We start from the raw sequence: 20,961 nt of genomic DNA, 5'->3' as shown, positions 1-20,961 counted from the left end.
CGAGCGTCGGCGCTCACGGCCCGACGTCCTCACCATCGACCGGGAGGCGCACCACGCGCTGTCCGATATCGACGACGATCTCGTAGTTGATGGTGCGCATCAGATCCGCCCACACCTCGACCGGCGGTACCCCGGTCGTCGGGTCGCCGAACAGCACCACCGGGTCGCCGATGCGCGCTTCGCGACCGTACTCCCCCAGGTCGACGATGCACTGATCCATCCCGATGCGCCCAACGATCGGCATATGTCTGCCCGCGATCGAGACCGTCGCTCCCACACCGTTGAGCGCACGGGGCATGCCGTCGGCGTAGCCGATCGGCACGAGCGCGAGCGTGGTGTCGCCCTGCACGACGTGGTTGTATCCGTACGAGACGCCGGTGCCGGCGCCGGCGGCACGCAGCGCGACGATCTCCGAACGCAGCGTCATCGCCGGGATGAGGCCGAGGTCGGCCGAGGTCTTGTTCGGCAGCGGGCTGAGCCCGTAGATCACAACGCCTACGCGCACCGTGTTGTAGTGCAGGTGCGGCGAGGTCAGCGTCGCTGCGGAGGCGGCGAGATGGATGAGCTCAGGCTCGCAGCCCGTCGCTCTCAGCAGTGCCACGGCTTCGTCGAAGCGGGCGGCTTGCGCAAGATCGGCCTCGCTGCCGGCATTCGCGAGATGGCTGAAGATCCCGCGGATCCGGATCCGTCCTAACGCCTCGAGTTCAACCGCGCGCGCAAACAGATCCGGCCACTCCGACGGAGCCGCCCCGTTGCGGCTGAGCCCCGTGTCGACCTTGAACTGGAGCGTCGCGACGCGCCCCGTGCGCTCGGCGGCCGCGGCAAGCGCCTCCAGCTGCGCGAGGTGACTGACGCCGATCTCGAGATCCGCTTCGACCGCGGCATCGAAGTCGGCGCGCGCACCATGCAGCCAGCACAGGATGGGGGCGTCGATGCCCTCCGCTCGCAACGCGAGCGCCTCCTCGAGGTCCGTCACGCCGAGCAGGGAAGCGCCGCCGTCGATCGCAGCCCGCGCCGCAATGGTCGAGCCGTGACCATAGCCGTTGGCCTTGATCACGGCGATCACCGTGCCGCCCGTCAGGTCCTTCACGCGACGAACGTTATGACGGATCGCCGGCAACGATATCTCGGCGACCCTCATCGACCCTGTTCTCATCGTTCGCTCCGATACGCTGATGCTTCGGGCGTCGTGCCCGGTTCGACACCGACCGTTTGCTCATCAGCCCCGTGCCGGGGCCGATCTTCCGAGCGCTCAACGATGACGAACGCGGTTGCTGTACCCGCGTCGTGGGTCATCGAGAGATGCGGGCTGCGGCAGTCCCGTTCCGCAAGGACCGCGAGCAGACCGGGGGTGGGCTCGAACGACGGCGCGCGATCCTCATCCCGAACCACGCTCATGTCATGCCAGCGCAACTCGGCAGACCCGCCGAGCGCCTTGATGAGTGCCTCTTTCGCCGCGAAACGGGCGGCCAGCGATGCGTCGCGCAGTCCGCGTTCGTGCTCGGTGAAGAGCCGCGACCGCAACGCAGGGGTCCGCTCGAGCTGGCGAGCGAACCGGGCGATGTCGACCGTGTCGACTCCGATTCCGACGATCACTGGTGCATCCTTTCGTGGCCGGGACAGCCCTACTCGACGGTGACCGACTTCGCGAGGTTTCTCGGCTGGTCGACATCGAGGCCCTTCGCGGTCGACAGTTCGAGCGCGAACCACTGCAACGGCACGACCTGCAGCAGAGGCTCGAACAGAGCATCGCTGAGCGGGATGCGGATGACCTCGTCGGCGTAGGGCAGCACTGCCGTATCGCCTTTTTCGACGATCGCGATCACTCGGGCGCCCCGGGCTCGAATCTCCTGAATGTTGGAGACGACCTTCGAGTGCATGACCGGCGCGACTCGCGGGCTCGGCACCAGCACGAACACCGGTTGCCCGTGATCGATCAGAGCGATCGGACCGTGCTTCAGTTCCCCTGCGGCAAAGCCCTCGGCATGGATGTAGGCGATCTCCTTGAGCTTGAGTGCGCCCTCGAGCGCTGCCGGATAGCCGACATGACGACCGAGGAACAGCACCGAGCGCGTATCAGCCATCCAGTGGGCCATCTGGGCGACCTGCTCGTGAGTCGACACCGCTTCGACCATCTTCTCGGGCAGCGATTCCAGCTGAGCGACCGCAGCCGCCGCGTCTTCCACGGTGAGCGTCTCCCGCACTCGCCCCAAGTGGAGACCCACGAGGTAGAGCGCCGTGATCTGCGCGATGAACGCCTTCGTCGATGCGACCGCCACCTCGGGGCCGGCGTGGGTGTACACCGCGGCGTCGGACTCACGCGGAATCGTGGCGCTCTGCGAGTTGCACACCGAGACGGTCGTCACCCCGCGCTCAATCGCGTACTTCACGGCCATGAGCGTGTCCATCGTCTCTCCCGACTGGCTCACCGAGATCACCATGGTGCGTTCCGTGAGCACGGGATCGCGGTAGCGGAACTCATGGCTGAGCTGCACATCCACCGGAATCCGCGCCCACTGCTCAAGCGCGTAGGCACCGATCATGCCCGCGTAGGAGGCCGTGCCGCAGGCAATGATCACGATGCGATCGATACCACGCAGCCGCTCATCGCCGAGCGCCGACAGCTCGGGAATATCGACATGCGCACGAGAAGTACCGGAATCGACGATGCGCCCCCGGATCGTGTTCGCCACGGCTTCCGGCTGCTCGTTGATCTCCTTCGCCATGAACGACGACCAACCGCCCTTGTCCGCCGCTCCGGCGTCCCACTCCACCTCGTACTCGGTGAACGCCACCGGTTCGCCCGCGAAGTCGGTGATGCGCACCTCTTCCGCCGTGATCACCGCGATGTTGTCTTCATCGACCGCGACCGCCCGGCGAGTATGGCTCACGAATGCGGCGACATCAGAGCCGAGGAAGTTCTCACCGTCGCCGAGCCCGACGACGAGAGGCGAGTTGTGGCGCGCGGAAACGACCTTGCCCGGCTCGTCACGGTGCAACGCGAGCAGAGTGAAGGTGCCGTGCAATCGGGTTACCACGCCGCGGAAGGCCGTCTCGAGATCTCCGAGGCGGGCCACCTCGATGCCGAGCAGAGCCGCAACCACCTCGGTGTCTGTCTCGCTTGAGAGCACCGCTCCGGCGGACTCCACCTCGGCGCGCAGTTCGGCGAAATTCTCGATAATGCCGTTGTGGATCAGTGCGAGCTTGCCGCCGTCACCCACATGCGGGTGGGCATTCTCATCGGTGGGTCCTCCGTGCGTCGCCCACCGGGTATGACCGATCCCGGTACCGACCGCCTCGACCGGGCTGTCGTCGAGCAGCTGCTCAAGCCGGGCGAGCTTGCCCGAACGCTTGCGTACGACGACCTCACCGGAATTGTCGATCACCGCGATGCCAGCGGAATCGTAACCCCGGTACTCGAGGCGACGCAGGCCACTCACAAGCGCTTCGACCGTGTCGTTCGGGCCGACGTATCCAACGATTCCACACATGAGGCTTCATTTTAGTGGCACGATGATGGGTGATGAGTGACCAGCACCCCGACACGCAGACCCTGTTGCGCCCAGATGTCATCTCACCCTTCACGGAGATCGGCCGTGAAGCGTGGGCCAGGCTTGCGGGCGAGACCCCCATGCCCTTGACCGAGGCGGAGATCGCGGCATTCCGCGGCCTCGGCGAGCCTCTTGATATGGCAGAGGTGAGCGAGGTGTACCGTCCGCTGAGCCGGCTCATCAACCAGTATGCGATTTCGGTTCGCGAAACCTATGCCCGCACCCGTGGCTTCCTTCAGCTCGACGGCGAAACCCCGAGTCCCTTCGTGATCGGCATCGCCGGGTCAGTGGCGGTCGGCAAGTCCACCGTGGCCCGCATCCTGCGCGACCTGTTGGCCCGCTGGCCCGAAACTCCAAGTGTGCAGCTGCTCGCAACCGACGGTTTCCTGTACCCGAACGCTGAAATGGAACGGCGGGGTATCGCTCACCGTAAAGGCTTCCCCGAGTCCTACGACCGACGTGCGCTCCTGCGCTTCGTCACTCAGGTGAAAGCGGGAGTTCCCGAGGTGTGGGCTCCTCAGTACAGTCACCTGGTTTACGACATCGTGCCCGACGCGTATACCGTCGTGAAGCGTCCCGATATTCTCATCGTCGAGGGGCTCAACGTCTTGCAGCCTGCGTCGATGGAGCATCCGCTCGCTGTCAGCGACCTCTTCGACTTCTCGATCTACGTTGACGCCCGCACCTCTGACATTCGGAGGTGGTATCAGCAGCGCTTCCTCCGTCTGCGCGAGGGTGCGTTCCGAGATCCGAATTCCCACTTCCGGCGATTCGCCTCCGTCGACGATGATGCGGCCCTCGCACTCGCCGATGAATTCTGGAAGAACATCAACGAGCCGAACCTCATCGAGAACATTCGGCCGACTCGAGCCCGTGCCTCGCTCGTGCTCCGCAAGGAGGCGGACCATCGTGTGCAGAAGGTGCTTCTGCGCAAAATGTGAGCAATCCGACCCGCGAACCGTGCAGCTTCTGAAGTCCGTCGTCTAGCCTGGAGGCATGAGCAGCATGGGTCGTGCACGACGCGCCGTGGCCGCTGCGTCCGCGATCGCCGTCACACTGATCTTCGCCGTGCCCGCGGTCGCGGTGCCGAGCGAAGACCCCGCCGACTATCCCACCTGGGACGAAGTCGAGGCCGCACGCAGCTCCGAGGCGAAGACCGCAGCCACCTCCGAGCGTCTCGAACGGGCGCTGCGCGACGCCCAGGGCGCGGCATCCGAGGCATCGACCGCTGCAATCCAGGCTGACATGTCGTCGCGAGTCGCGCAGCAGAGTCTCTCCGATGCCACGGAGCGCGAACAGCAGATCAAGGAGAGTCTCGAAACTGCCGAGGCCGAGCTCGACGAGAACAGCGAGGTGCTCGGGCGGACCGTCTCCTGGCTGTATCGCGATGGCACTGGGCTCGCGCGATACTCTGAACTCGCATCGTCAGAGAACTCGGAAGAGTTCATGGCCAAGCTCAGCGTGGCGACGCAGGTGACGAGTACATGGAACACGCTGGCCGAGAACGCGGCGACACAGGTGAACGCCGCAGAGTCGCTGCGCGAGCAGGCCGAGAACGCGCGCGCAACCCGGGAGCGTCTCGCGGAAGAGGCGACAGAGGCAGCCGAGGCAGCCGAGCGTGCGGGCGAACTGGCCGCCGCCGAGGTGGCAGACGCCTCGGAACGCACCGAGACCGTATACGCCCAGCTCGCGTCGCTGCGCGGCACCACCGCTGAGACCGAGAAGCAGTACGAGTTGGGCGTGCAGGTGGCCGCGCAAGTACAGCAGCGTGAGCAGGAGCGCAGACAGCAGCAGGAGCAAGAACGTCAGGCCAGAGAGCGCGAATCCGGCGGCGGAGGCGGCGGTTCCGGCTCAGGTGGGTCAGGGGGCTCAGGTGGGTCGGGTGGATCCGGTGGATCTGGCGGGTCCGGAGGCTCGGGTGGATCAGGCAGCGGAGACAACTCACCCGCCGCGGCTCAATCGTATGCACGAGGCGCCATCGGCGCCTACGGCTGGGGAAGCGGCGAGTTCTCCTGCCTCGTGAACCTGTGGAACGGCGAGTCGGGCTGGCGCTACGACGCGACGAACCCGTGGAGTGGCGCCTACGGAATCCCGCAGTCGTGGCCCGCGGAGAAGATGGGCGCAGCCGGACCCGATTGGCGTACGAATGCGAGGACCCAGGTGAATTGGGGCCTCGCGTATATCAAGTCTGCGTACGGGAGCCCCTGCATCGCCTACAACACCTGGCTCGCTCGCGATCCCCACTGGTACTGAAACGCACTGGTACTGAAACGCACTGGTACTGAAACGCACTGGTACTGAGACGGGCTGATACTGAGGCGCGCTGAGCGTCTTCGAGTCAGCAGCCGAGTCAACCGAAGTCGAATCCGTGGCGGCTCAGTCCGTCGTCACTCAGATCGCGAGGCGTTCCTTGACGATCTCGGCAAGGTCGTTCGCGAGCGACTCGGCTCGTTCTTCGGATTCCGCCTCGACCATCACCCGCACTACGGGCTCGGTGCCCGACGGGCGCAGCAGTACTCTGCCCTTGCCTCCGAGCGCGAGCTCTGCCTGATGCACCGCCTGTTCGAGCACTTCGTCGTTCGCGACACCTGCGCGATCGACTCCGCGAACGTTGACCAGAACCTGAGGGTAGACCGTCATGCAGGCTGCGAGCTCGGCGAGCGTCTTGCCGCTGCGTACAATTTCGGCAGCGATGTGGAGTCCGGTGAGGATCCCATCACCGGTCGTCGCATACTCGCTCATGATGACATGTCCAGACTGCTCTCCGCCGAGCGAGTAGCCGTGCTGGTTCAGAGACTCGAGAACATAGCGGTCGCCGACTCGGGTCTCGACGACGTCGATGCCGTTATCGGCCATCGCGAGTTTGAGTCCGAGGTTGCTCATGACCGTGGCGACGAGTGTGTTCTGTGCGAGCTTGCCTCGCGCAGCCATCGAGAGCGCGAGAATCGCCATGATGCGGTCGCCATCGATCACATTGCCGTCCGCGTCGACTGCAAGGCATCGGTCGGCATCGCCGTCGTGCGCGATACCGAGGTCGGCCCCCGAGCTGCGCACGGTATCAATCAGCGCGTCCAGGTGCGTCGATCCGATGCCGTCGTTGATGTTGAATCCATCAGGATCATTGCCGATGACCGTGACCGTTGCACCGGCATCGGTGAACACGTCCGGGGAGATTCCCGCCGCGGCGCCGTGGGCGCAGTCAAGAGCAACGTGCAGACCTTTGAGGCTGACGCCCTGCAGGGTACCCAGCAGGTGCACGAGGTAGCGATCCTCGGCGTCGGCGAAGCGCCTGATGCGCCCGACCTCTCGGCCGGTCACCGCAGCCACGGGGCGATCCATCGCCTGCTCGATCTCGTCTTCGATCTCGTCGTCGAGCTTGCGCCCGCCTTCCGCGAAGAACTTGATGCCGTTATCTGGCGCGGGATTGTGGGATGCCGAGACCATGACGCCGAAATCCGCGCCGGTGTCTGCCACGAGATACGCGGCCGCGGGTGTCGGAATCACGCCGGCATCGAGCACGTCGATTCCGGCGGCTGCCAGTCCCGAGGTCACCGCTGCCGAGATGAACTCGCCGGAGACGCGCGGATCGCGCGCGACCACAGCAGTCGCACGACGGCTCTCGGCCCGGGCATTGCGCCCGAGCACGAGAGCCGCTGCGTGAGCGAGGTTCAGGGCCAGGCCGGCGGTCACATCGACCCCGGCCAGGCCCCGAACCCCATCGGTGCCGAATAGGCGTGCCATAGCTCGTCGCGCGATTAGCGCTTCGAGTACTGCGGAGCCTTGCGGGCCTTCTTGAGACCGGCCTTCTTGCGCTCCTTGATGCGAGCATCGCGGCTCAGGAAGCCGGCCTTCTTGAGCGTCGGACGGTTGTGCTCCGCATCGATCTCGTTGAGCGCACGAGCGATCGCGAGACGCAGTGCGCCCGCCTGACCCGAGGGGCCACCGCCGACGATACGGGCGATGACATCGTACGAGCCACCGAGCTCGAGCACGGTGAAGGGATCGGTGATCAGCTGCTGGTGCAGCTTGTTCGGGAAGTACTCCGCAAGCTCGCGACCGTTGACGGTCATCGAACCGGTGCCGGGTACGAGGCGCACGCGGGCAATGGCCTGCTTGCGGCGTCCGACGGCCGAACCGGGAACGGTCAGCGCGGGGCGCGGGGTCTCGGGCACGGCGGCCTGGCCGGCCGGGGTCTCAGTGGTGTAGCTCTGCTCTTCAGTCACTTTGAAAGTCTCTTCTCTCGTCTATACGTCTGGAGCCGCGGTTACTGCGCGACCTGACCGATGGTGTAGGCGGTCGGCTGCTGCGCAGCGTGCGGGTGCTCGGCGCCCGCGTAGACCTTCAGCTTGCGGAACTGATCGCGACCCAGCGAGTTCTTGGGAAGCATGCCACGGATAGCCTTCTCGACCGCGCGCTCGGGGTTCTTGTCGAGCAGCTCGGTGTAGCTGACCGAGCGGAGACCGCCCGGGTAGCCCGAGTGACGGTAGGCCTTCTTCTGCTCTGCCTTGTTGGCGGTGAGCACGACCTTGTCGGCGTTGATGATGATGACGTAATCGCCCATGTCCATGTGGGGGGCGAACGTCGTCTTGTGCTTGCCGCGGAGCAGTGCGGCGGCGTGCGAGGCGAGGCGACCGAGCACGACGTCGGCGGCGTCGATGACGAGCCAATCGTGCTTCTGTTCTGCGGCCTTCGGCGAGTAAGTGCGAGTCACTGGCGTGCTGCTTTCTGTCGAAATGGAGGTGTTCGTGGATCCCGCTCCGTGCGGAGTCCCGGTAACGGGTGCTCGCGCGGTGGAGGGCTCAACAAGTCGGGTGCTGACGCACCAAGGATCCATAGTAGCACGCCGTTCGGCGTCACACCCCTCGGTCGAGCGGTGCCCGTCGTGCGCGGGTGCGCTCGGCGCGGACTGCGAGCTCATCGTCACGCGGATACGCGATCTCCTCGAGACTCAGGCCGTGCGCCGGCATGACGGAGAAGCGACTCGTGCGTTCTCGTCGCATACGTATCTCCTCGAGTTCGGCCAGGCCGATCCTGCCCGACCCGACCGCGACCGCAGCCCCGACCAACGCTCGCACCATGGAATGACAGAAGGCATCGGCCTCGATGCGTGCGGCGTAGGCGCCGTCCTCGGTCTGCCGCCACTCGAACGACAGGAGCGTGCGAACCGCAGTCGCGCCCTCTCGCGCCTTGCAGAAGCTCGTGAAGTCATTCAGCCCGAGCAACGATTCTGAGGCACGGCGCATGAGCGAGAGGTCGAGGTCGCGTCCGATATCCACCGTGAAGTGCGAAGTCAGCGGATCTCGCTTCGCACGAGGATCCCGGATCCGATACTCATAGCGCCGACGCAGTGCAGAGAATCTGGCATCAAATTCCGCAGGCACTTCGAGCACCCGGTGCACGACGATATCTGCTGCAGTACGACTGAGCACCCCGACCAGCTTTCGCGCGCGCAGCGCGGCGAGATGCTCGTGAGCCGCGTCGGCGTGCGTGCCGGAGCCACCGGCACGACGGGAGGATCCTGCCCACTTCTCCAATTCGCTCCGGGAGACGTCGAGGTGAGCAACTTGACCACGGGCATGCACTCCGGCATCGGTACGACCGCCGACTGTCAGAGCGACCTCTCCCGGTGCTCTTCGCAGCAGCACCGCGAGCGCCGCTTCGAGCTCCCCCTGCACCGTGCGGAGCCCCGGCTGCGCCGCCCACCCGTGGAACTCAGAGCCGTCGTAAGCGAGATCGAGCCGCACCCGCACGAATGCGGTCCCGTCTCCGGAGTCGTCGACTGCACTTGCCTGGGTCACACCGACGATCCTGCCAGATCCGCCCCACAATCTGCCCCGCGTCCACTTATTCGGCATCGGCGCCAGCGGCCACGTACGCTCAGAGGCTTCGAAGCGCTGCGACGCGTATCATGATCAGGGCGAACCGACACCCACCGACCACGAAAGCCCAGGAATCCATCGAATGTCACAGCCCGCAGCCGTATCGCCCCCGCGCTTCGGTGGGCTCGACGGTCTACGCGCGATCGCCGTGGCGCTGGTACTCGTCTACCACCTGTTTCCCGGAGCACTTCCCGGAGGCTTCCTCGGCGTCGACGTGTTCTTCGTCATCAGCGGATTCTTGATCAGTTCGCTGCTGCTCAGCGAGCATCGGACCACGGGTCGCGTGCGTCTCGGTCGTTTCTGGCAGCGCAGGGCGCGTCGGCTGCTCCCAGCGCTCGCTCTCGTGCTCGTCGTCTGCACCTCACTCGCACTCCTGGTCGATCGTGACGTGCTCGTCGGCATCGGCTCGCAAGTCGCCGGCGCGGCATTCTTCGTCAGCAACTGGATATTCATCGCCAACGGCGCAGACTACTTCGCTCAAGACAACCCCGAGCTCTTCCGCAATACCTGGTCGCTGTCGATCGAAGAGCAGTTCTACATTCTGCTTCCGCTCCTGCTCCTCGCACTGATCAAGTCGAACCCGCGATTCTTCCAAGCACTCCCGTTCCTCTTGCTCGCCATCGCCTCGTCTCTCTGGATGACGCAGCTCTCGATCTCCGGGGCCGAACCGACGCGCATCTACTTCGGCTCGGACACCCACACGTTCGGGCTGCTGCTCGGAGTCGTGCTGGCGATCATGCTGCATCCGCACGAGCGAAACGCGCAGCCCGGAATCACGGCTCAAACGGGATACACCGTCGCGGCGCTTCTCGGCCTGGCGGCGCTCGGCTGGTTCTCGGCGACGATGCGCGAGGGCAGCCCCTTCAGCTTCGAGGGCGGGTTCCAGCTCGCAACGCTGGCGGCGGTGCTGGTGGTCTGGGCGGTCACCCGTCCAGGAGCATGGATCGGGCGCGCACTCGATATTGCTCCGCTGCGCTGGATCGGTGAGCGCTCCTACGGTATCTATCTCTGGCACTGGCCCCTGCTCGTGTTAGTCGCCGCGGCCCCGGTTCCCTGGGCAGCACTCCCCCAAGGACGTGCGATCACCGGTGCGGTAGTGCTCCTGGCGACGCTCCTGATCGCGGCCCTCTCATACCGCTACGTCGAGCAACCGGTGCGGCGCTTCGGTCTGCGACGCTCCCTCGCACTGCTCGTCCGCCCTGTGTCGCAGACTCCGCGCATGCGCGTCGTCGCGGCTTCCCTCGGACTCGTACTGATCGCCTCAGTGCCGACCGCCGCGTATGCCGTCGCGTCGGCGCCTGCGCAGAGCTCCGCCGCCGACGCCATTGCCCGCGGGCAAGCGATGCTCGACGAGGACGCCTCTCCAGGCGACAGACGGGATGAGGAGGCAGGCGACTCTGGCGCAGAGGACAGCGGCTCGGCTGGATCCGGCACAGATGGCACCGGAGCTCATACGGATCGGCCCGGCACAGACGCGGGCGATGCGCAACAGGCCGAACAGGGCGCGAAGGCCGCGCTTGAGACGCCGGAGAATGTTGTCATCGACGGCTCTGACATCACCGCGATCGGCGACTCCGTCATGCTCGCGAGTCTGCCCGAATTGGATTCGGCGTTCCCGGGCATCAGTGTCGACGCCGAAGTGTCGCGCGGTCTCGTCGCCGGCGTCGGTATCACCGATGCCGCCGCTGCCCAGGGACAGCTCCGCAGCGTGCTGGTCGTCGGGCTCGGCACGAACGGCCCCATCGATGCGGCAGGCCTCGATGAGCTGCGCAGGATCGCGGGGACACGTCCGATTGTGCTCGTCAACGCTCACGCGGATCGCGATTGGATTCCCGGAGTCAATAAGACGCTCTCCGACTATGCCGCGTCGCACCGAGGGGTCGTCGTGGCGGACTGGTCCGGATCGGTGACCCCCGAGCCCGATGCGCTTGCGGGCGATGGCATCCACCCCAATCCCAGCGGCGGAGAGATCTATGCCAACTCAGTGCAGACGGCACTCGAAGACCTTGAGGACCCCCAGGAAGCTCTCGGGCTCCACGCTCCGCGCTACTAAGCCCTGCTGCGGTCTCATCGATCGTCTGGTGCTCAGAAGAGGATGACCGTTCGGGCCGCTTCACCCGCACCCATGGCGCCGAAGGCCTCGTTGATGTCATCCAGACTCGCTGTGCGGGCGACGAGCAGGTCGAGATCAAGCCGTCCCTCCATGAAGAGGTCGATCAATCGAGGAAAGTCAAGAGCCGGGTGGCAGCTGCCATAGTTGCAGCCGATGAGAGACTTCTCTCTGTCCGACATCACAAGCGGGTCGATCTCCACCCTCACGCCGTCCGCAGCCTGCCCCACGACGACGACGGTTCCACCTGGCCGGATCACCTCGTACGCCTGCTCAATCGTCTGTTTCAGGCCGATCGCTTCGAATGCCCAGTCAAGACCGTCCTCCCCGACAATCTCCGATATCACTGCTTCGAGTTGCACCTCGCGAGGGTTCAGAACATGCGTCGCCCCCAGTCGCTCTGCCTTCTCGAGCGCCGAATCATTCACGTCGGCCACGATGATCCTGCCGGCCCCGACTAACGCGGCCCCCATGACAACGGAGAGGCCCACGCCCCCGGCTCCGATGACCAGCACGGAATCGCCTGCCCTGACCTGAGCTGTATTGACTACGGCTCCAACCCCGGTAGCCACCGCGCAACCGATCACGGCCACTTTGTCGAGCGGCGCATCTTTCCGCACTACGATCGCGCAACTGGCGGGCACCACGGCGTACTCTGCGAACGCGCCGATGGAGGTGAAGCTGTACACCGGCTCTCCAGACCGTGAGAAGCGCGTCGACCCGTCGAGCATCACCCCTGATCCGGAAGCACTTCCCACTCTGGTGCACAGCCCGGGCCTGCGCTCTCGGCAGCGTCGACACTCGCCGCAGTACGGCACCCATGACAGTGCGACATGATCTCCGACCGCGATCCCGGTAACCTCCTGGCCCACCGCGTCGACGACCCCGGCTCCCTCGTGACCCAGCACCAGCGGTGTCCGCTTACTTCGGTCCCCTTTGATCACGTGGTAGTCGCTGTGGCACACCCCGCTCGCGACAAGACGCACACGCACTTCCTGCGGCCCCGGGTCATCCACCTGAATCGTCTCTATACGTATCGGGGATCCCGCAGATTCAAATACTGCTGCTCTGACATCCATCGGCGCTCCTGGTTCTTGCTGCATTCACGGCTGCGGACTCAGAACCCTGTGCGCGGACCGTCTGGGCCGCATGTATTCCGGTCTCTCGACTCAAGCTACCCACGATCACCTCACGTGAGAATGCGCGACTTGCTAGCGCTGCGATCGCGAAAGGCGATGACAGAAAGACAGCTATGCTCTGTCCGTATGGAGCTGCATCACCTTCGCTACTTCGTCGCCGTTGCGGAGGAGCGTCACTTCGGTCGGGCCGCGATGAGGCTGCATGTCACGCAGCCACCTGTGTCCCAGAGAATCCGAGATCTCGAGCGCGAACTCGAACTCACGCTCTTCTCACGGGGCCCGCAGGGAGTGCAGCTGACCGAGGCGGGCACCGTGCTGCTCTCTCACGCACGGCAGGTGCTCCGGGAGGTCGACCTTGCGGGCCAAGCGATGAAACAGCTCTCAAACGGTCCGGTATCCGAGCTGAGGGTGGGCCTGCCTCCTGACACCTCTCCCCGCACCATCCAAGTGATCCTGCAGGAGTTTTCATCCCGCATTCCTGACACGAGTCTGCAGTTCAGTGAGATGAGCACGTCGAGTCAGCTCGAGAGCTTACGGCTCGGCGAGATCGATGTCGCCGTTGCGCGCCGTCCATTGAATAGCACGGGTCTGGCGTCGAGTATCACTTTGACATGCCCCGTGGGGGTCTGGCTGTCTCAGAACGATCCGTTGTCCGCACAAACGCAGGTGCATCTCTCTCAACTCGGCGATCGTCCTCTCATCATGTTCCCCAGACGCATGGCACCCGCCACCTTCGACCGCACGATGGAGACCTGCAAGGATGCGGGATACTTACCGCCCTCCCTCCACTACGTTCAGGATCCCTCCTTCGTCTACGGCCTGGTACAGGTCGACTTCGGAGTGCACTTCAATATCGATACCTACTTCGGCCAAAGCGCCCCGGGGGTCGTCTACCGCGAGATTGACGGCGAGCCCTTAGCTTGGCAGTCATCCGTCATATGGGTACCGCAACGCCGAACGGATGCGACTGATGCATTCGTCGAGGCAGGCCTGAAAGGGCTCATCGCCGGAGGTTACCGCGCTCCCGAGAACTCCGATCCGGCTTCCGACTAGGAGTCGGCGCCACCTCCGTATCGCCCTATCGACGCCATCGCGATGCGCTATCGCGAAGGTCGCGATATGCACATTGATCAGCAGTTTTCAACGCTGCTAGGGTCCGAATCGACAGTGCCGGAATAGGGATGCGGAGGAACCCGGAATGAGCACCACCAGAGACTTGAGACCACGAGTTCGGAAATTTCTCGATCAGACCCCTGCGGTCTACATCGACGGGCGTCGACACGAACTTCCCGCCCCTCGCACATTCCCTTCCCACGACCCGGTCACCGGTGAAGAAGTAGCCCGCATCGCGGCAGGCAGCCGTGCCGAGGTCGACGAGGCAGTGGCGGCAGCCCGCGCAGCACTGCACGGGGAGTGGAGATCCTTCTCCCCTGACCAGCGCAGCGAAGTGCTCTGGCGCGTTTCCGAACTCATCACCGAGCATGCCGATGACATCGCCCAGCTCGAGTCGCTCGATAGCGGTAAACCGATCACGCCAACCCGCAGCGGCGACATCTCGATTGGAGCCGAAACCTTCCGGTACTACGCGGGCTGGGCCAGCAAGATCGCAGGTGACACTCGCGCGCTGAGCATTCCTCGCACGCACGGCATGACGCTCAAGCAACCAGTCGGCGTATGCGGCCTGGTGATCCCTTGGAATTTCCCGTTCATGCTCACCGCCTGGAAGATCGCGCCGGCACTGGCAGCGGGCTGCACGGTCATCGTGAAGCCATCGGAGTTCACCTCGCTGAGTGCTCTCTATCTGGCCGACCTGATCACGGAAGCAGGCGTACCGCGCGGCGTCGTCAATGTCGTCACCGGCTTCGGAGCCGACGCGGGTTCAGCGATCGTAGAGCATCCGGATATTGACAAGGTGGCCTTCACTGGCAGCACGGTGACAGGACGCAAGGTTCTCCATGGTTCTGCAGACTCGAATCTGAAGCGAGTATCGCTAGAACTCGGGGGCAAGAGCCCCAACATCGTCTTCGCGGACGCTGATCTCGACCAGGCGATTCAGGGTGTAGCTCGCGGCATCTTCGGAAACATGGGCCAGAACTGCACCGCCGGCTCTCGCGTGCTCGTCGAGCGTTCCGTGTACCCCCGAGTGGTCGAAGAGCTGTCACGTCGCGCAGATTCGCTTCGCATCGGCGACAGCCTCGATCCCGAAACGGAGATCGGTCCGCTGGTGAACCAAGCCCAGCAAGAAAAGGTGCTCTCGTATATCCGCCTCGCCCAGGATGAGGGCGGCAAAGTGCTCAACTCGTCAGAGGTCCCCGCGCAACTCGGTGACAGTTGCTTCGTCGCCCCCACCGTCATCGGGCAGGCCGAGAATACGATGCGTTTCGTCCGTGAGGAGATCTTCGGCCCGGTCGTCGCCGTCATCCCGTTCGACACGGAGGAGGAGGCGGTTGAGGTCGCGAATGATTCAGAATACGGACTTGCAGCAGGAGTCTGGACATCTGATCTCTCCTGCGCACATCGTCTCGCGAACAGGCTCCATGTCGGGGTCGTGTGGATCAACACCTACAACAGCTCAGATGTGGCCATGCCATTCGGCGGCTTCGGCCAGAGCGGAATCGGCAGAGAGATGGGCAAAGAAGGTCTCGAGGCCTACCTCGAGACGAAGAGTGTCGTCTTCTCGGTCGAGGGAATGTAATCCGCAAGCAATGACCTCACAGGTGCAGGGCCTGCGCTCGGGAGCGCAGGCCCTGCACCTGTTCTCATCGGGTTAGAGGTTCCAGACTTCCTCGATCTCGGTCGATTCCGGATCCAGCCCGTACTTATCGAACAGCTCGGCTATGCTTCCGTCCTCGTGCCACGCCTCGATGGAGGCATCGAGAGCCTCACCGATCGACTCATTGTCGAGTGCTGTCAGCATTGTCGTCTGGCCTGGACGATCGAATTCCGGCACCCCATCGATAGGTTCCACGGGCACAACCTCAACGCCTTCGATGGGCTTCGAATCGAGACGGGTGGAAATCGCGGCCAGCGTCTCGATGACGGCATCAATGCGACCCGCGGACAGATCGCTGAACTCGGCCTCCGTGTCTTGGTAGACCGCGAAGTCATCACCGAGCTTCTTCTGCAAGCTGTCGTTCCACAAGTTGCCTGACTGGGACCCGACCTTGTGCCCATCGAGATCCTCGGACGAGAGTCCTTCCAGAGATACGATGCCGCTGCGGTCGAGTGATGTCGGGTAGCTGAGTCGTACAATCTCTGCCCGAGCCTCCGTACGGTACCAGGCGCCGATGCCGACGTCGGCTCGGCCGGTCTCGACCGATGGGACCACGGCACCGGCCCCGCCCGCGGCCGAAACCTCCAGTGAGAGGCAGTTCTCCTCGGCGAACTTGGAGATCAGTTCACCCTCCCAACCGCTCAGCGTGCCATCCTCCTCGATGACCACATATGGCGGGATGTCGTAAGTCGATACTGCAAGAACCCCTTCATTGAGAGTCTCGAACTCGTGCGCCGGGCTGCATTCCTCTCCTCCGGCGCCGTCCTCTCCTCCGGCAGAAGAACAGGCGGCCAAACCTGTTGCGGCGATAGTCGCGACCCCGCCAAGAGCCAGTAGGCGGCGAACATTGCGTGTGTTGAGGGACATGAGGTGTCCTCCTTCATGTGTATTCATTCTGTGGTCAGTGCGGAGTCCGTGTTTCCGAGTCCAGGCACGAACTCCTCCGAGCGATATTCGTCCGCTTCTCAGCGGTGCGATTCAGTAGTTCGACATCCACCCTCCGTCGACGACGATGGCTTGGCCCGTCACCCACGCCGCCGAAGGCGAGCAAAGGTACACCAGCGCGCCGGAGAGGTCATGGGGCTCACCGATTCGCCCCAGCGGAATCCGAGTGTCCACGACTTCTTGCTCGATGGACCGGTCCTGCAGGAACTGCGTGGTCATAGCCGTATGGATGTAGCCCGGCGCAATCGTGTTGACCCGGATCCCGTACGGTGCCCATTCGTACGCCATATTCGTCGTCATGTGCGCGATGGCTGCTTTGGATGCGTCATAGACCGACGATTGCCTCCCATCGACGGTGAAGGCACCGATCGAGGCGATGTTGACGATGCTTCCCGCTCCCCGCTCTCGCATCCGTCGCGCCGCAGCCTGCGCGACGAAGTATGCGCCTCGGGCATTGACTCCAAAAGTGAGATCAAACTCCTGCGGAGATGCTTCCAGGGCATCGTGAGGAATCGATACGCCGGCATTATTGACCACGATCGAAGGAGCACGATCACGGGCGTCGAGCTCCGTGAAGGCGAGGTCAATCTGCGCCAGGTCGAGAACGTTCATCCGCAGGCCCTCAGCATCGAACCCTTCTTCTCGCAGGGCGGTAGCCGCGTCTTCGCTACTCTCCTCATCGCGGTCCGCAAGAATCAGCCGGGCTCCGGCTACGCCGAGAGCGCGTGCGTGTGCCCGGCCCAGGCCGCCGGCCGCGCCAGTGATCAATGCGGTCTGCCCGGCCAGGCCGAACATGGAGCGCAACGTCATCTTCTTCGCTCCGTCCATCAGACGAGAGAGTCCAGAACTACGGGGGTGCCGTTCTCACGAGTCGCAAGGAAGTCGCCCACGACGTACTCGCCACCGAGTACCTCCAGAATTTGGAGCTCTCGGCCTCCGAGCAGGCTCGATCCGACATCGATCTTGCCGATAGTTGCCGTGGCCGAACCAACTCGACGCTCCTTGAGTCGGAAGTTCGCCGCAGTGTTGCGCATTGAGATGTCAAAGAGCGAGAAGGACGGTCCGTTGACCTCGGGAACGGCGCGAACCTGGATCGTCGGTGCGAGCACGACGTCGGCCCAGGCATCTGCTGACCGCGTCTCATCAAAGTTCACGGACAGGTCCAAGATCGGAGTCTCGTAGTCCCAGATGCTGGCTCGTGCCGAACCCTCAGCCACGTCCATCGAGAATTTCGCGTAGCGTTTCGGGTACCCCCAGAGTTCCCGGCCTGCCGCGGTGCTCCAGTGCTCATCCTCGAACTCGAAGAAGTAGGATCCGCCGACGTGCTCACGGTAGGAGACCGGCAGGATCAGCCCCCCGTCGAAGTAGCGGCCTTGCGTCATCGTGCAATTCGCAAAATCGGCGACCGTCAACTGAAAGATGTCGCTCGTCAATTCGAACGGCGTCACTCCGATGAGTGCAGCGAGCTGCTCGCGATCACCTCGGCAGTAGACGTTCAGGGTCGCGAGGTCAGGGCACGCGTACTCCTGGTCGCCGGGATCGAACCCGAGGAACCTGAAGAAGGTCTTGGGGTCATACGGTTTCATGTCACTTCCTTGTGATTCGGAGACGGAGCAACGTGGCAGGGCATCGCGTCCGTCCGGTCTTCATCGGCCTGTGTCAAAGTTCATCACCGGAGGGTTGTCGGTGTCTAAGTTCAAACTCCTATCGTTCCGATAGCAATTCCAATGCGAGCGGTCCGACAGAGGTCGAGTCCAGCGTGTTCAGACACCGAGCCCGAGTCGCAGTGCATCGAGAATTGCAGCGTGGATGTTCCGGGACGTGACTGCATCCCCCACACGAAAGAGCTGGAAGGCACCCTCCGGGTGATTGCCCGTCGTTCGCTCCTGTGATGCGCCTTGGACGAATGCGTCATAGTCGACTTCGCCGCGGTTCTTCGAGTGCTCCTTGAGTTCGAAGTACAGATCTTCGTTTGGAATCACCCCGCGGTCGACGACCACCGCATCGACGGCCACCTCGGTCTCCTTGCCGGAGTACTCGTTACGCAGCGTCACTACTGCATTTCCGCGATCGCCCCTATCGGCGGTCACGAGACGCTCGCCAAGCCGCACTTCGACGTCGAACTCTGAGAACGCTTCCATGTAAGCCGGCCCGTTCATCCCCCCGACATCGGCACCGACAGCCCTGTCAGGTGTCACGAAGAGCACTTCCTGCCCGTTACGGGCAAGCCGCTCTGCCGCGTCGAGGGCCTGGTAGAAGCCGTGATCGTCGAACACCATGACCTTCTGCTTGTTCTTCAAAGAATCCTGCAGCACGTCCCAGACATCATGAATCTGCGTGCGGGCACCGCCGATGATCTCGGTATCGGGAACCCCGCCGGTGGCGACGATCACGACGTCCGGCTCCTCGGAAAGCACGTCATCGGCTTCCGCATAGACACCGAAGCGGAAGTCGACGTTCCGTTTCTTGCACTGCTGGTACCGCCAGTCCACAATCCCGATGAGATCTCTCCGACGTTCAGACCTCGATGCAGTACGTACCTGTCCCCCATAGGTCGTATCAGCCTCCAAGACGATCACTTCGTGGCCGCGCACGGCGCAGACTCGGGCCGCCTCGAGGCCGCCCGGACCCGAGCCGATGACGACGACCTTCTTCCTTCCCGAAACCGATGCCGGTTCGATCTGCTGAGGGAGTGTCTCTTCCCGCCCGGTCGCTGGGTTATGCACGCAGATGGCCGACCCCGAGGAGTAGATGCTGTCGAGGCACTGATTGGCGCCGACGCAAGGCCGGATATCGTCCTCGCGGCCTTCCTGCGCCTTGATCGGCAGATAGGGGTCGGCGATGTTCGCCCGGACCATGCCGACCAGATCCATCGCACCCGACTCGATCGCGTGCCTCGCCGTAGTCACGTCGGCGATGCGGGTCGCGTGCATGACCGGGATTGAAATGCGTTCGCGGATCCTGCGAGAGAGATCGAGATGCGGTGCCGACGGAGTTCCCATGCCCGGCGCCTGCCTAGCCAGACCGGCCTCTTTGTCGATGCTTCCCGTAATGAGGTTGAGAAACTGGATGCCGTGCTCGGAAAGCTCATTCACAATGCGGACCACCAAATCCTCATCGGACCCGCAGTCGTCTACTGACGCCTTGAGCCCGATGACGAAATCGGCGGGTACGGCCTCACGCACTGCATCGACCACGCGAGTCAGAAAGCGCAGGCTATTCTCAAAATCTCCGTTGTACTCGTCTTCACGGTGGTTCATCTCCTCATGCACGAACAGGTCGAGCAAATGGCCCATGTGCATGATCTCAAGACCGTCGAGCCCACCATCGGCCGCCCGCCGCGCCGCTGACGCAAAATCAGCTACGATCCGATCCATGTCCCAGTCTTCCATCGCCTTTGTGAACGAACGATGCGCCTGCTCCTTCACTCGGCTCGGGGCTACGAGTGGGAGCCAGTCCCCCTGAAAATTGCTCGACCTCCAGCCGAGATGGGTGAGCTGAATCATCACTGCGGCGCCCTCGGAGTGCACGTCGTCGCTGAGTCGTTGAAGCCAGGGCACGACCTCGTCTCGCGTCATATCGATGTTGCCGAACGCAGCGGGCGAATCCTTCGAGACGAGGGCGGAACCTCCGATCATCGTCAGCCCGATCCCGCCGCGGGCCTTCTCGAGGTGGTATCTGCGATAGCGATCCTTTGGCAGCGCATCATCGGTATAGGACGGCTCATGCGACGTCGACACGATGCGATTGCGCAGGGTCAGAGAGCCGATCTGGAAAGTCTGGAAAAGCGGGTCGATAGTCACGGTGCTCCACACATGCTCGAGAGGCGGGATTCATCAAGGGCGTCTGATACGAACCGTCGTTGGTTCCATCAACGCCAATTCCAGGGTAATCGGTAACCGCTTACCTATGGATCGCGCTTTGAGATGTACGAGATAGGGCACTGGCATAACTGCGGACTGGCCGGATGCCTCCTCCGCACAACGAGAAAAGGCCCCTGCCGTGCGTTTCGCACGGCAGGGGCCTTGACCTCGAGTGAGGCGAGTCGTTACTCGGCCTTCTCCTCCGTAGCGGCCTCGGTCTCCTCAGCAGCTTCGGAAGCCTCAGCAGCTTCCTCAGCGGGAGCTTCCTCGGCCTGGGGCTCCTCGGCGGCCGGGGCCTCCTTCTTAGCCTTCGGCTTGGGATTGACGGGCTCAAGGACCAGCTCGATGACCGACAGGGGGGCGTTGTCGCCCTTGCGGAAGCCGGTCTTGATGATCCGGGTGTAGCCGCCATCGCGGTTCTCGACGAGGGGCGCGATCTCCGTGAAGAGCTCGTGAACGACCGACTTGTCGAGGATCTGGCGCATGACGCGGCGGCGGGCGTGGAGGTCGCCGCGCTTTGCGAAGGTGATCAGGCGCTCGGCGAACGGCTGCAGGCGCTTAGCCTTGGTCTCCGTGGTCTGGATGCGCTTGTGCTCGAACAGCTGCGAGGCGAGCTGGTTGAGCATGAGGCGCTCGTGCGCGGGACCGCCTCCGAGGCGGGGACCCTTGTTGGGCTTGGGCATTGTTTACTCCAGTGAAAT

At 63.8% G+C, this 20,961-nt stretch carries 18 protein-coding genes; 5 read left to right on the top strand and 13 right to left on the bottom strand.

Features of this window, described 5'->3' with window-relative positions; all coding sequences use genetic code 11:
* Positions 1-13 precede the first annotated feature (13 nt).
* The 3 genes from alr to glmS form a co-directional block, all read right to left on the bottom strand.
* Complete coding sequence (alr, locus tag ACUYV6_RS06340; RefSeq protein ID WP_449277808.1) at positions 14-1,090, bottom strand: alanine racemase; 1,077 nt, start codon at positions 1,088-1,090, stop codon at positions 14-16.
* Positions 1,091-1,152: 62 nt separating this feature from the next.
* Positions 1,153-1,596 (bottom strand): holo-ACP synthase, encoded by a 444-nt coding sequence (locus ACUYV6_RS06335; RefSeq protein ID WP_449277807.1) that lies wholly within the window; start codon positions 1,594-1,596, stop codon positions 1,153-1,155.
* A 29-nt stretch (positions 1,597-1,625) separates the two neighbouring features.
* Positions 1,626-3,491: a glutamine--fructose-6-phosphate transaminase (isomerizing) gene (gene glmS, locus ACUYV6_RS06330; RefSeq protein ID WP_449277806.1), complete on the bottom strand. Its 1,866-nt coding sequence runs from the start codon at positions 3,489-3,491 to the stop codon at positions 1,626-1,628.
* A gap of 32 nt (positions 3,492-3,523) precedes the next feature.
* Here glmS and coaA point away from each other — a divergent pair, with 32 nt between their 5' ends.
* Together coaA and ACUYV6_RS06320 are read left to right on the top strand one after the other, a co-directional pair.
* Positions 3,524-4,492, top strand: a complete 969-nt coding sequence (gene coaA, locus ACUYV6_RS06325; protein WP_449277805.1) for a type I pantothenate kinase — start codon at positions 3,524-3,526, stop codon at positions 4,490-4,492.
* A 55-nt stretch (positions 4,493-4,547) separates the two neighbouring features.
* On the top strand, positions 4,548-5,804 hold the full coding sequence (locus tag ACUYV6_RS06320) for a coiled-coil domain-containing protein (RefSeq protein ID WP_449277804.1): 1,257 nt from the start codon (positions 4,548-4,550) through the stop codon (positions 5,802-5,804).
* 138 nt (positions 5,805-5,942) lie between these two features.
* Here ACUYV6_RS06320 and glmM read toward each other — a convergent pair whose 3' ends face one another.
* From glmM to truA, 4 genes are all read right to left on the bottom strand, one after another.
* Positions 5,943-7,292 carry a phosphoglucosamine mutase gene (gene glmM, locus ACUYV6_RS06315; RefSeq protein ID WP_449277803.1) on the bottom strand — a complete coding sequence of 450 codons (1,350 nt, stop codon included), beginning with the start codon at positions 7,290-7,292 and terminating at the stop codon, positions 5,943-5,945.
* Between the two features lie 14 nt (positions 7,293-7,306).
* Positions 7,307-7,774 (bottom strand): 30S ribosomal protein S9, encoded by a 468-nt coding sequence (gene rpsI, locus ACUYV6_RS06310; RefSeq protein WP_449277802.1) that lies wholly within the window; start codon positions 7,772-7,774, stop codon positions 7,307-7,309.
* A 41-nt stretch (positions 7,775-7,815) separates the two neighbouring features.
* Complete coding sequence (gene rplM, locus ACUYV6_RS06305; protein WP_449277801.1) at positions 7,816-8,262, bottom strand: 50S ribosomal protein L13; 447 nt, start codon at positions 8,260-8,262, stop codon at positions 7,816-7,818.
* A 142-nt stretch (positions 8,263-8,404) separates the two neighbouring features.
* Positions 8,405-9,349: a tRNA pseudouridine(38-40) synthase TruA gene (gene truA / locus ACUYV6_RS06300; RefSeq protein WP_449277800.1), complete on the bottom strand. Its 945-nt coding sequence runs from the start codon at positions 9,347-9,349 to the stop codon at positions 8,405-8,407.
* Between the two features lie 163 nt (positions 9,350-9,512).
* Between truA and ACUYV6_RS06295 the strand changes: the two genes are divergently transcribed.
* Positions 9,513-11,483: an acyltransferase family protein gene (locus tag ACUYV6_RS06295; RefSeq protein ID WP_449277799.1), complete on the top strand. Its 1,971-nt coding sequence runs from the start codon at positions 9,513-9,515 to the stop codon at positions 11,481-11,483.
* A gap of 32 nt (positions 11,484-11,515) precedes the next feature.
* On the opposite strand, the gene ACUYV6_RS06290 is transcribed toward ACUYV6_RS06295, so the two are convergent.
* The gene (locus tag ACUYV6_RS06290; protein WP_449277798.1) at positions 11,516-12,619 is read right to left on the bottom strand and encodes a Zn-dependent alcohol dehydrogenase; all 1,104 of its coding nucleotides are present in this window, start codon (positions 12,617-12,619) and stop codon (positions 11,516-11,518) included.
* Between the two features lie 186 nt (positions 12,620-12,805).
* On the opposite strand from ACUYV6_RS06290, the gene ACUYV6_RS06285 reads away from it, so the two are divergent.
* Positions 12,806-13,732, top strand: coding sequence for a LysR substrate-binding domain-containing protein (locus ACUYV6_RS06285; protein ID WP_449277797.1), 927 nt, complete (start codon positions 12,806-12,808; stop codon positions 13,730-13,732).
* Between the two features lie 145 nt (positions 13,733-13,877).
* On the top strand, positions 13,878-15,374 hold the full coding sequence (locus ACUYV6_RS06280) for an aldehyde dehydrogenase family protein (RefSeq protein WP_449277796.1): 1,497 nt from the start codon (positions 13,878-13,880) through the stop codon (positions 15,372-15,374).
* 72 nt (positions 15,375-15,446) lie between these two features.
* On the opposite strand, the gene ACUYV6_RS06275 is transcribed toward ACUYV6_RS06280, so the two are convergent.
* From ACUYV6_RS06275 to rplQ, 5 genes are all read right to left on the bottom strand, one after another.
* Entirely contained in the window at positions 15,447-16,319 is an 873-nt protein-coding gene (locus tag ACUYV6_RS06275; RefSeq protein ID WP_449277795.1) for a substrate-binding periplasmic protein, read from the bottom strand.
* A gap of 111 nt (positions 16,320-16,430) precedes the next feature.
* Positions 16,431-17,225 (bottom strand): SDR family NAD(P)-dependent oxidoreductase, encoded by a 795-nt coding sequence (locus ACUYV6_RS06270; RefSeq protein WP_449277794.1) that lies wholly within the window; start codon positions 17,223-17,225, stop codon positions 16,431-16,433.
* Positions 17,225-17,983 carry an acetoacetate decarboxylase family protein gene (locus ACUYV6_RS06265; protein WP_449277793.1) on the bottom strand — a complete coding sequence of 253 codons (759 nt, stop codon included), beginning with the start codon at positions 17,981-17,983 and terminating at the stop codon, positions 17,225-17,227. Before ACUYV6_RS06265 ends, ACUYV6_RS06270 begins: the two co-directional genes overlap by 1 nt.
* 177 nt (positions 17,984-18,160) lie before the next feature.
* A complete protein-coding gene (locus ACUYV6_RS06260; protein WP_449277792.1) occupies positions 18,161-20,200 on the bottom strand; it encodes an oxidoreductase in 2,040 nt (679 codons plus the stop codon).
* Positions 20,201-20,445: 245 nt separating this feature from the next.
* Entirely contained in the window at positions 20,446-20,943 is a 498-nt protein-coding gene (gene rplQ, locus ACUYV6_RS06255; protein ID WP_449277791.1) for a 50S ribosomal protein L17, read from the bottom strand.
* Between the last annotated feature and the right edge of the window lie 18 nt (positions 20,944-20,961).

The organism is Leucobacter sp. GX24907 (assembly GCF_053567335.1).
The sequence above is the reverse complement of the archived record's forward strand: the minus strand, read 5'-3'. Positions and strand labels throughout refer to the sequence as shown.

Coding starts and splice junctions, on each gene's coding strand:
- glmS (WP_449277806.1), bottom strand. CDS start 3,491: ATGTGTGGAATCGTTGGATACGTCGGCCCGAACGACACGGTCGAAGCG.
- coaA (WP_449277805.1), top strand. CDS start 3,524: ATGAGTGACCAGCACCCCGACACGCAGACCCTGTTGCGCCCAGATGTC.
- ACUYV6_RS06320 (WP_449277804.1), top strand. CDS start 4,548: ATGAGCAGCATGGGTCGTGCACGACGCGCCGTGGCCGCTGCGTCCGCG.
- glmM (WP_449277803.1), bottom strand. CDS start 7,292: ATGGCACGCCTATTCGGCACCGATGGGGTTCGGGGCCTGGCCGGGGTC.
- ACUYV6_RS06295 (WP_449277799.1), top strand. CDS start 9,513: ATGTCACAGCCCGCAGCCGTATCGCCCCCGCGCTTCGGTGGGCTCGAC.
- ACUYV6_RS06290 (WP_449277798.1), bottom strand. CDS start 12,619: ATGGATGTCAGAGCAGCAGTATTTGAATCTGCGGGATCCCCGATACGT.
- ACUYV6_RS06285 (WP_449277797.1), top strand. CDS start 12,806: ATGGAGCTGCATCACCTTCGCTACTTCGTCGCCGTTGCGGAGGAGCGT.
- ACUYV6_RS06280 (WP_449277796.1), top strand. CDS start 13,878: ATGAGCACCACCAGAGACTTGAGACCACGAGTTCGGAAATTTCTCGAT.
- ACUYV6_RS06275 (WP_449277795.1), bottom strand. CDS start 16,319: ATGTCCCTCAACACACGCAATGTTCGCCGCCTACTGGCTCTTGGCGGG.
- ACUYV6_RS06270 (WP_449277794.1), bottom strand. CDS start 17,225: ATGGACGGAGCGAAGAAGATGACGTTGCGCTCCATGTTCGGCCTGGCC.
- ACUYV6_RS06265 (WP_449277793.1), bottom strand. CDS start 17,983: ATGAAACCGTATGACCCCAAGACCTTCTTCAGGTTCCTCGGGTTCGAT.
- rplQ (WP_449277791.1), bottom strand. CDS start 20,943: ATGCCCAAGCCCAACAAGGGTCCCCGCCTCGGAGGCGGTCCCGCGCAC.